The following is a 5,675-nucleotide window of genomic DNA, read 5'->3' on the forward strand; positions in this document are numbered from 1 at the left end:
GGCCGCGTCCAGACCGTCCTGTCCGGCCGCTCCCTCATCGGCCTGCTCATCAAGCTGTGGGACACCCGCCACGGCGCCACCGCGCTGGAAGCCGACTGGGCGCTGGCCGCGACCGCCTACAACCGCATCGCCGCCGAACTCACCGCCGTCGACGGCGAAGGCCAGACCGTCCGCATCGTCCTGGACGACGGACTCCCCCACACCGACAACGACTGAACCGCTGCCCGCCGGCCGGTAACCGTTCGTACCGGCCTCGGCGGTCCCCAGCTGGCCGCGACACGCCATGGGGCCCTCACCGATCGGTGATCGGTGAGGGCCCCATGGCGTTCAGAGTGCGGGGACGAAGCCCCAGCCGGGATCCGGCCGGTCCTCGGCCTGGCCCAGGACCTCGGGGCCTGGCTGCGGGCGATCCGCTCCCCCTCCCACAGCCTTCCGCCCTTCAGATCCGAGAAGTACAGATGAACTGTGCCCTCACGCGCCGAAGGATCAACGCGCCGGGATCTCAGAGAGCGCTCAGGACGAAGGGGTTGCACGGGGCGCAGTCGGCTGGGCCCCGTAATCAGGAGGGAGTGACCCCCACGTGCTTGACGGTTGCGTTCCGATCGCACCAGGTGGTCGATGTCCCTCCAGATTCCGCGCGGTTGCCAAAGTGGCGGTAGGTGCCGTACCCAGGCTTGTAGCAGTCGATGAACTCGGTGAACGCCGAACCCGTACACCTGATGGAGGCGCCATGGTGTCCTTCGCCTCCGACCAGGTAACTGGGTGAGCCGCAGGAAAGCGCCGACGGGGACGCCATGGCCTGCGAGGCCAGTCCCAACAGTCCTCCGCCCGCCAGGGCGAAGGATGCCGCGACAGCACCAACACGGTAATGAACGCGCATGTGTTTCTCCTTAGGGATCAAGCGGAAGCCATCGGTCGTTGATTCTGCGACGGCACGCGCGGATCCCCCGCCCGCGCGTGCCGTTGCTTCGGATCGTGCGACACAAACGACTATCGGGCGGCAGACAGGACGTCGGCGATCCTTTCGTCAGGGGCCGAAACCATGGGTGGTGGCGGCCAGCAGCGTGGCGCCCAAGCGTGTGGTCGTGTGCAGTACGGCCTTGCCGTCGCGGCGGGTCGTGATCAGAGCGGCCCGGCGCAGTACGCTCGCATGCTGGCTGGCCGTCGCGGGCGAGATGCCCAGGCGGCGGGCCAGCTCTGTCGTGCTGCACCCGTCGGCCACGGTCGCGAGTACGGCGGCTCTGGTCCGCCCGACCAGGTCCTCGAGCGCCCCCTCGGCAGATTCTCCGACAAGCCACTGTGTGGAGTCGTTCATCTCCCCACCGACCGTGGGCAGCGCCAGGACGGGCGGCTGCTCCGGATGCGCCAGGTTCTGCAGTACCTCCACCTGGCGGGAGGAGAACACCGTCGGAGCGATGACGAGCCCTCGCCCCCGCAGCTGGATGTCCGCGTCGTGGGGATGATGCACTTCCAGGACGGGAGGCCGCCAACGGACCAGCGGAGCACATACCGTCTCCAGTAGCCCCGCGACTCCGTCCTCGGCCATGGTGCGTACATAGCCGTCCCGGGCTGAAGCGAGGTGGATGCGCATCTGGGGCCAGTACGGTGCAACAGCCACCCTGTGGCAAGCCCGTAACGCCTTGGCCAGTTCCCGACGGGCTCTACGGTCGCCGTCGGCAAGGGCCCGGGCCCACCCTCGGCGAGCGGGATGGATGTCGAGGTACTCCACTTCCAGGCGTGTCATCCTGCGGGAAGCCGCCAGCAGGTAGTCGACCGCCTCGTCGATGCACGTGGCTTCCCCGGTGAGGGTCGCGATATCGATCTGCGGCCCACGGGTGGGCATCAACGCCAGCAGGGGGGAAGCTTGTTCGCGAAGAGACCCGCCCAGCCCACTGGTCACCGAGGACCGCCAGCTGCGTAAAGCCAGGGTCCTGTCCCTCTCCCGCAGTCGTTTGACGCCGTCCAACGTCTCAGCGGCCACACCCAGGGTGGTCTTCACCCTGGTCCGCGCGAGGTCCTCTGCCGTGAAATGAATACGCTTGGCCATCATCGCTCCGTTCCCCGCCGAATCCAGCGTTCCGTGCTGACGCTGCACGAGCACAGCCCGGACTTCGTCCTGCTGGACGGACCCTCGCCGAGTGCGACCGCGTCGGCGACAGCCGGGCGGACAGGTCCTCACCGATCCGGCCCGGCGAGCTGCTGTGGATCTCGCCCGCCCTGCCGGGCCGCACTCATGATTTCACCGCGGCCCGTACCCACCGGATGATTCGGATCTGCGAACGCCAGGGCGTCCCCGCCCTCGCCGACCGCACCTGCACAGGCGCCGGCCCCTGGGTCACCACCGGACTCGAACGACCACCGGGGCGGCGAGCTCACCCTCACTCAGCGCACAGTCAGCCGGGCCCTGGCCACGGTCCGGTCACCAGTCGAACGCGGCGTGGCACGGCTGAAGCCCTGGCAGATCGTACGCAGATCCCGCATCAGCCCGAACCGCACGACCGTCATAGAAGCTGTCCTCACCCTGGAGCGTCAACGCTGAAAGGGCTCAGTGGCCACGCTGAAAACGCTCACTGTCCGGTCCCCGGAACCGTGGGCGGTCCGTTCTTCTGTAGGCATGCAGCCCAAACGGCGCGCGGGGTTGCCGCGATGTACCACGAACCGTCCCGCCGATCTGTAGGCGCCGCTGGTCAGACGCGCGCGGTGCCTACAGGTATCTGGGACCGGACATCTACGTGGCGGACCAGCGCAGTACTAGGCGGATCTTGCTTCCGTAGCGCTGTTTCGCTGCTGTCCGCTACTGGATCTTCCGTTGATAGCCTCTTCCTTGTGTTTTGCGCATCTATGACTCGTACTTGTCCGTACAGGCTGCTGAGAAAGTTTGGTGAAGGGCTTCCTGCGGTTCATGCGTGGCTGGTGTGATGCGTGGCGCGACAACACAGCAGACCACCCAGGGGAGACGTGGATGAATCTCGTTGTGAACGGCGACGCTGAGAGTGGGCTGGGAGGCAGTCCGGAGCCGGTCGGCTCGGTGAACGGCTGGAGGATCGCGCAGGGCGCACCCGCGCTGATCGACTACAGCTTCGGCGGAGGGTACCCGGGCCCGTCCGACCCCGGCCCCGCCCAGCGCGGCAGCCGGTTCTTCTCCGGGGGGAACTCGCCCCGTACGGCCCTGGTCCAGGACATCGATCTGCCGCAGACCGGGGCGACCGGGCGCGCGGCTGTCGACGCGGGCCGCGTCCGGTACGCCGTATGCGGCTGGCTCGGCGGGTACGCGGGCCAGGAAGACGGAGTACGGCTGTCCGTGGAGTTCCGGGACGTCAAGGGGACCCCGGTCGCGCTGAGCGTGCTCGGGCCCGTGACCGCGGGGGAGCGCAAGGGGCGTACCGCACTCCTGCAGTGCGAGGCGGCCTCCACAGTGCCGCCGGGCGCCCGCAGTGCCCGAGTCCTGCTCGTCTTCACGCGTTCCGGCGGCACGTCCAACGACGGTTACGCGGACGCGATATCCCTCACCCTCGATGCCGCCACCCTCAACACCGCCGGAGGCCGGTCGTGAAGCTCAACCGCCGTGATCTGCTGAAGGCCGCCGCCGCGTCGGGCGCCCTCGGCATCGCCTGGCCGCTGGCCGCCGGGCTCTCGCCCGCGCAGGCCCGCGAAGCAGCCGAGGCGCTGGGGGCCAGCTACGACCCGGCGCCCTTCACCCTCGGCGTCGCCTCCGGCGACCCGCAGCCCTCGTCCGTCGTGTTGTGGACCCGTCTGGCGCCCGAACCCCTCGCCGCCGAGCAGGACCTTCCCGACGTCGTCGAGGTCGGCTGGGTCGTCGCCGAGGACGCCGGACTGCGCACGGTCGTCGCCCGCGGCACCGCCCCGGCGTCCGCGACCCTCGGCCACAGTGTGCACGTACCGGTCGGCGGACTGAGCTCCGGGCGGCACTACTTCTACGCCTTCACCGCGCTCGGCCGGACCAGCCGCGTGGGCCGTACGAAGACCGCCCCGGCCGGCGCAGTCGGCGCGGTCCGCTTCGCCGCCGCCAACTGCCAGGCTTTCCACGACGGCTTCTACGCGGCCCACCGCGGTATCGCCCGGGAGAACGTCGACTTCGTCGTCCACCTCGGCGACTACATCTACGAGCACGGCCAGGTCGGCGGCGTCCCCGAGAACCATGTCCGTGACCACGAGGGCGGTGCGACCTTCACCCTCGCCGACTACCGCAAGCGGCACGCCCTCTACAAGGGGGACGCAGCGCTGCGCGAGGCACACGCCGCCCACCCCTGGTTCCTCACCTGGGACGACCACGAGGTGGCCAACGACTTCAGCGGTACGGGCGGCGGTGCCCCCTTCATGCAGCGCAAGGCGGCCGCCTTCCAGGCATGGTTCGAGCACATGCCGCACCGCGACACCTTCGGCGAGACCGCGCTGCCGGACCCCGAGATCCACCGCGTACGCCGCTGGGGCGACCTGCTGGAACTGACAGTCCTGGACCTGCGTTCGTATCGCTCGGCGCAGAACCTCGCCGACGGCACCATCCTCGGTGCCGAGCAGAAGTCCTGGCTCAAGCAGGGCATCGACAAGGCCCCGGACGCCTGGCACGTCTGGGCCAACTCGATCATGCTCAGCCAGCTGCGCGGCTCACCCGGCGGCTCGTACATGTTTACCGACCAGTGGGACGGCTTCCTGGCCGAGCGCAAGGAGATCCTGGGGCACGTGCACAGCAGCGGCCTGGAGGACCTCGTCGTCATCACCGGAGACTGGCACTCCGCCTTCGTCGACGACATCCACACGGACTTCGACGACACCTCGTCACCCGTCGTCGGTACGGAGTTCACCGCGCACTCGGTGACCTCGGGCGCGTATTCCGCCGACTGGAACCGGACCAACGGCCCGCGCATGGGCCAGGCCAACCCGCACCTGAAGTACTTCGAGGGCAACCGTTACGGCTACGACGTGTACGAGGTCACTCCCGAGCGGTTCTCCGCGCACATGCGGGTGATCGAGGACCGCCGCGACCCGGCGTCCCCCGTCTCGACCCTGACCACCTTCCATGTGGACCGGGGTACGGCGGGCTCGTACGAGGACGAGGTGACGAAGAACTCCCCGGCGCAATACCGCCGATCCCAAACGAATTGACCGTGCCCAGCCGCCAAGGGTCTTGTAGTGACGGAGTGTCCGGCCCCCGCCGAACGCCCCTGCTGGACCACCGTCAACGTCGGGGCCGCCTTCCTCAACCACCACAACCGGTGGTCCCTGCGTGGTGTGGGCCGCGGTGAGGACAAGCTGCCGATGATCCTCGGCTACGACGCCGCCGGGGTCGACTTCAAGATCCCTCAGCCGAGACCTGGCTCACCCCGTCCACAACCCTTCGAGACAGAACACCTAGTAGCGCTTGGTCAGGTCGGTATCAGTTGTGGCATGTCGCGGTGACAGGTGGGGCAGGCGCCGGTCCAGACCGCGAGGAGTAGCTGCAGTTCGCGGGCGACCTTGTAGAGGCTCAGGCCGGTGCCGTCTCTTTTGGGGACCGGGTGATGCGCTGGAGGGTGCAGAAGGCGTGCGCGACGGAGACCAGGGTGACGTGGTGGTGCCAGCCTCGCCAGGTGCGGCCCTCGAAGTGGGCCAGGCCCAAGGCCTGCTTCATCTCGCGGTAGTCGTGCTCGATGCGCCAGCGCAGTTTCGCGGTGCGT

At 68.7% G+C, this 5,675-nt stretch carries 3 protein-coding genes and 4 pseudogenes; 5 read left to right on the forward strand and 2 right to left on the reverse strand.

Features of this window, described 5'->3' with window-relative positions:
* Window positions 1–216, forward strand: a pseudogene (locus tag ACZ5WC_RS33080) (hypothetical protein); the annotation flags it as partial.
* Between the two features lie 811 nt (window positions 217–1,027).
* Here ACZ5WC_RS33080 and ACZ5WC_RS33085 read toward each other — a convergent pair.
* Window positions 1,028–2,101 (reverse strand): ArsR/SmtB family transcription factor, encoded by a 1,074-nt coding sequence (locus ACZ5WC_RS33085; protein ID WP_468544283.1) that lies wholly within the window; start codon window positions 2,099–2,101, stop codon window positions 1,028–1,030.
* On the opposite strand from ACZ5WC_RS33085, the pseudogene ACZ5WC_RS33090 reads away from it, so the two are divergent.
* The 4 genes and pseudogenes from ACZ5WC_RS33090 to ACZ5WC_RS33105 form a co-directional block, all read left to right on the forward strand.
* Window positions 2,087–2,539: pseudogene (locus ACZ5WC_RS33090) on the forward strand (transposase family protein); the annotation flags it as partial. The gene ACZ5WC_RS33085 and the pseudogene ACZ5WC_RS33090 overlap by 15 nt on opposite strands.
* Before the next feature lie 423 nt (window positions 2,540–2,962).
* Complete coding sequence (locus tag ACZ5WC_RS33095; protein WP_468544284.1) at window positions 2,963–3,553, forward strand: phosphoesterase; 591 nt, start codon at window positions 2,963–2,965, stop codon at window positions 3,551–3,553.
* Window positions 3,550–5,124, forward strand: coding sequence for an alkaline phosphatase D family protein (locus tag ACZ5WC_RS33100; RefSeq protein WP_468544285.1), 1,575 nt, complete (start codon window positions 3,550–3,552; stop codon window positions 5,122–5,124). Before ACZ5WC_RS33095 ends, ACZ5WC_RS33100 begins: the two co-directional genes overlap by 4 nt.
* Window positions 5,120–5,310 (forward strand): annotated as a pseudogene (locus ACZ5WC_RS33105) (Zn-dependent oxidoreductase); the annotation flags it as partial. The gene ACZ5WC_RS33100 and the pseudogene ACZ5WC_RS33105, both read left to right, overlap by 5 nt.
* A 175-nt stretch (window positions 5,311–5,485) precedes the next feature.
* Here the strand turns inward: ACZ5WC_RS33105 and ACZ5WC_RS33110 are convergent.
* Window positions 5,486–5,675, reverse strand: a pseudogene (locus tag ACZ5WC_RS33110) (IS701 family transposase); the annotation flags it as partial.

This window comes from Streptomyces sp. NPDC033165 (assembly GCF_055577965.1).

Bases quoted from the DNA above. Each gene is read 5' to 3' on its own strand.
- ACZ5WC_RS33095 (WP_468544284.1), top strand. From the start codon at position 2,963: ATGAATCTCGTTGTGAACGGCGACGCTGAGAGTGGGCTGGGAGGCAGT.